The following is a 4,702-nucleotide window of genomic DNA, read 5'->3' as shown; positions in this document are numbered from 1 at the left end:
ATGGCCCTGGTACGAGCGCTGAACAAAATGACGAAAGCAGGTATGCCTGAAAGCGTGCGTATTGCCTGAAAACACAACCCGCTACGGGGGAGACTTACCCGAAATCTGATTTATTCAACAAAGCCACCGTGTCGATTCTGTTCTGGAGTCAGCTCATCTGGTTGGCCCTCCACTAAATTGTAAAACCTCGCTACGGCGGGGTTTTTTGTTTTCCCGTTCGGGACCAATCCTAAATTTATCAATTTGGGTTGTTATCAAAACGTTACGACATCTTTGTGTTATCTTTAATTACGGCCCTGATGATTGTCGGGGCATCTCTGTGATTAAGGAGGAGCTTATGTCGTTAACCCTACGCGAAGCCAGTAAGGACACATTACAGGCAGAAAATAAAACCTGGCATTACTACAGCCTGCCGCTGGCTGCCAGAACGCTTGGGGACATTTCGCGTTTACCCAAGTCATTGAAAGTTTTACTGGAAAATCTTTTGCGCTGGCAGGACGGTGACTCTGTCACCCTCGATGATATCAAGGCGCTGGCAGAGTGGCTTGAAAATGCCCATGCCGACAGAGAAATCGCCTATCGCCCGGCCAGGGTGCTGATGCAGGACTTTACCGGTGTCCCTGCCGTCGTTGATTTAGCCGCGATGCGCGAGGCCGTTAAGCGTCTCGGCGGAGATACGGCAAAAGTGAATCCGCTTTCCCCTGTAGACCTTGTCATTGACCATTCCGTAACCGTTGACCGCTTTGGCGATGATGACGCCTTTGGCGAGAACGTGCGTCTCGAGATGGAACGTAACCACGAGCGGTATGTATTCCTGAAGTGGGGGCAGCAGGCATTCAGCCGGTTTAGCGTGGTCCCGCCGGGTACCGGGATTTGTCACCAGGTTAACCTTGAATATCTGGGGAAAGCCGTCTGGAGTGAGTTGCAGGATAAAGAGTGGGTCGCCTATCCGGACACGCTGGTGGGCACGGACTCCCATACCACTATGATTAACGGTTTGGGCGTGTTGGGCTGGGGCGTCGGCGGTATCGAAGCAGAAGCGGCCATGCTCGGCCAGCCGGTGTCCATGCTTATTCCTGACGTGGTGGGCTTCAAGCTTACCGGTAAGCTGTCTGAAGGCATTACTGCCACCGATCTGGTGCTCACCGTCACTCAGATGCTGCGTAAGCATGGTGTGGTGGGCAAGTTTGTAGAATTCTACGGTGATGGTCTGGATTCGCTGCCGCTGGCCGACCGTGCCACCATTGCGAATATGGCGCCGGAATACGGTGCAACCTGTGGCTTTTTCCCCATTGATGATGTCACGCTGGAATACATGCGCCTTAGCGGGCGCAGCGAAGAGCAGGTCGCGCTGGTGGAGGCCTATACCAAAGCGCAGGGCATGTGGCGAAACCCGGGCGATGAACCGGTCTTCACCAGTACGCTAGAACTTGATATGGGAAGCGTCGAGGCGAGCCTCGCCGGGCCGAAACGTCCGCAGGATCGGGTTGCGTTGTCTGACGTGCCGAAAGCGTTTGCCGCCAGCAATGCCCTGGAAGTGAACGTGGCGCAGAAAGACCATCGTCCCGTCGACTATGTTCTGAATGGACATCAGTATCAGCTCCCGGATGGCGCGGTAGTTATTGCGGCTATTACCTCCTGCACCAACACTTCAAACCCCAGCGTGTTAATGGCGGCTGGTTTGTTGGCTAAAAAGGCGGTAGAGCTTGGGCTAAAACCTCAGCCATGGGTTAAGGCCTCGCTGGCACCGGGTTCCAAAGTGGTATCGGATTACCTGGCGCAGGCCAAACTGACGCCTTACCTTGACGAACTGGGCTTTAACCTCGTGGGCTACGGCTGTACGACCTGTATTGGTAACTCTGGTCCACTGCCTGAACCCATTGAAACGGCGATCAAGCAGGGTGACCTGACGGTAGGCGCCGTTCTATCCGGTAACCGTAACTTTGAAGGGCGCATTCACCCGCTGGTGAAAACCAACTGGCTCGCCTCGCCGCCGCTGGTTGTGGCTTATGCCCTGGCAGGGAACATGAATATCAACCTGGCGACCGATCCAATTGGTCACGATCGCAAGAATGACCCTGTCTATCTGAAAGATATCTGGCCATCATCGCGTGAAATCGCGCTGGCCGTTGAAAAGGTTTCTACCGAGATGTTCCGTAAAGAATACGCGGAAGTCTTTGAGGGCACTCCGGAATGGAAAGCCATCAACGTTGCAGGTTCGGATACCTATGGTTGGCAGGATGACTCGACCTATATTCGTCTGTCGCCGTTCTTTGATGAGATGCTCGCCGAGCCGGCACCGCTTAAGGATATCCACGGCGCGCGCATCCTGGCGATGCTGGGAGATTCCGTCACGACGGACCATATCTCTCCGGCGGGGAGTATCAAAGCCGATAGCCCGGCGGGCCGTTACCTGCAGAGCCGGGGCGTCGAGCGTCGTGATTTTAACTCCTACGGATCGCGTCGCGGCAACCATGAGGTGATGATGCGCGGGACCTTTGCCAACATCCGCATTCGTAACGAAATGGTACCGGGCGTGGAAGGGGGCATGACCCGTCATCTGCCGGGGACGGAAGTCGTGTCGATTTATGATGCGGCGGTCAAATATCAGCAGGAAGGTACGCCGCTGGCGGTGATCGCCGGGAAAGAGTACGGTTCCGGCTCCAGCCGCGACTGGGCGGCGAAAGGTCCGCGTCTGCTTGGCGTTCGCGTGGTCATCGCCGAATCGTTCGAACGTATTCACCGTTCGAATCTGATCGGTATGGGGATCCTGCCGCTTGAGTTCCCGCAGGGCGTGACGCGTAAAACGCTGGGCCTGACCGGGGAAGAGCTGATTGAGATTAGCGGTCTGCAAAGCCTGCAGCCGGGTAAAACGGTGCCGGTAAAGTTAACCCGTGCAGACGGGAAAACCGAGGTGCTGGATTGCCGGTGCCGTATAGATACGGCAACCGAGCTGACCTATTACCAGAACGACGGCATTTTACATTATGTGATTCGTAAGATGCTGGATTGATGAAACGAGCCCGGCACGCGTGCCGGGCTTTTTAGCATTACTCTTTCAGCAGATGGCCCATTTTGGCGGCTTTGGTATCAAGGTAGTGGGCGTTTTTCGGGTTACGGCCGACAATCAGCGGTACACGCTCGACGATGTTGATCCCCGCTTCGGTCAGGATCTCCACTTTTTTCGGGTTATTGGTCAGCAGGCGAACTTCGTCCACGCCCAGCAGCTTGAACATATCGGCGCACAAGGTGAAGTCGCGTTCGTCAGCGGCAAAGCCGAGCTGATGGTTTGCTTCAACCGTATCGTAGCCCTGGTCCTGAAGCGCGTAGGCGCGAATTTTATTTAGCAGGCCAATATTACGACCTTCCTGACGGTGATAAAGCAGCACGCCGCGGCCTTCTTCTGCAATATGGGACAGGGCGGCTTCCAGCTGGAAACCACAATCACAGCGCAGGCTGAACAGCGCGTCGCCGGTGAGACACTCTGAATGGACGCGGGACAGTACCGGCGTCTGCCCTGAAATGTCGCCATACACCAGCGCGACATGATCCTGTCCGGTTGCCAGTTCTTCAAAACCCACCATCAGGAAATCGCCCCATGGGGTTGGCAGTTTGGCTTCTGCCACACGTTTAAGCTGCATGTGATTCTCCAGAGTAGGCTGACACGTTTCGTGTCTTTGCCCTGTTTTGCTTTCTGTATCAGTTCATTTTGCCACAAGCTCAGCAGGTTCGCCTAATGGGCACCATGCTATATGAACGTTAAACGCACGATCCGACATATCCACCCAAAGGATTAATTTCAGTTATGATTGTGACGCTTAGCGAAAAAGGAGAAGACATGCTTTCAATCGCCAGACGTACGGCAGCAGGTGCGGCCATTTTACTGATTATGCCTCTGACCGTATGGCTTTCAGGCTGGATGTGGCAGCCCGGGCATAATGCCATGTGGCTGAAAACCTTATACTGGATAACGGAAACGGTCACCCAGCCATGGGGAATAATTACCCACGTACTCCTCTGCGCCTGGTTTCTGTGGTGCCTGCGCTTTCGCCTGCGCGCAGCACTGATGCTCTTTGCTATCCTCGGTGGCGCTATCATTGTCGGTCAGGGGGTGAAGTCCTGGGTGAAAGATCGCGTTCAGGAGCCGCGTCCTTTTGTCGTCTGGCTGGAAAAAACCCATCATGTTCCGGTGGATGAGTTCTACAATTTAAAGCGTAAAGATCGTGGTGCGCTGGTAAAGGAACAGCTTGCGGAACAGCAGGATATCCCGAAATTCTTGCGTAAACACTGGCAGAAAGAGACGGGGTTCGCGTTTCCTTCTGGTCACACCATGTTTGCGGCCAGCTGGGCGTTGCTGGGGGTTGGGCTGCTTTGGCCTAGGCGTCGAACGATTACGATCGCGATTTTACTGGTCTGGGCGACGGGGGTTATGGGAAGCCGCTTGCTGCTGGGGATGCACTGGCCGCGCGACCTGGTCGTCGCCACGCTCATCTCATGGTTGCTGATCGTGCTGGCGACCTGGCTCACTGAACGATTCTGCGGCCCGCTAACGCCACCGCCAGAAGAGAAAGCAGAAATAGGGCTTTGTTGAATAAATCGAACTTTTGCTGAGTTGAAGGATCAGATCACGTATCTTCCCGACAACGCAGACCGTTCCGTGGCAAAGCAAAAGTTCAAAATCACCAACTGGCCCACCTACAAT

At 54.8% G+C, this 4,702-nt stretch carries 3 protein-coding genes; 2 read left to right on the top strand and 1 reads right to left on the bottom strand.

Features of this window, described 5'->3' with window-relative positions:
• Window positions 1-337 precede the first annotated feature (337 nt).
• The gene (acnA, locus tag ACWYRJ_RS20460) at window positions 338-3,013 is read left to right on the top strand and encodes an aconitate hydratase AcnA (protein WP_455508523.1); all 2,676 of its coding nucleotides are present in this window, start codon (window positions 338-340) and stop codon (window positions 3,011-3,013) included.
• A 37-nt stretch (window positions 3,014-3,050) separates the two neighbouring features.
• On the opposite strand, the gene ribA is transcribed toward acnA, so the two are convergent.
• Entirely contained in the window at window positions 3,051-3,641 is a 591-nt protein-coding gene (ribA, locus tag ACWYRJ_RS20455; protein WP_008501210.1) for a GTP cyclohydrolase II, read from the bottom strand.
• Between the two features lie 197 nt (window positions 3,642-3,838).
• On the opposite strand from ribA, the gene pgpB reads away from it, so the two are divergent.
• Window positions 3,839-4,591: a phosphatidylglycerophosphatase B gene (gene pgpB, locus ACWYRJ_RS20450; protein ID WP_455508522.1), complete on the top strand. Its 753-nt coding sequence runs from the start codon at window positions 3,839-3,841 to the stop codon at window positions 4,589-4,591.
• The last annotated feature ends 111 nt before the right edge of the window (window positions 4,592-4,702 follow it).

This window comes from Enterobacter sp. (genome assembly GCF_977039595.1).
Note: the sequence above shows the minus strand (reverse complement) of the source record. Positions and strands in the feature narration are given on the sequence as shown.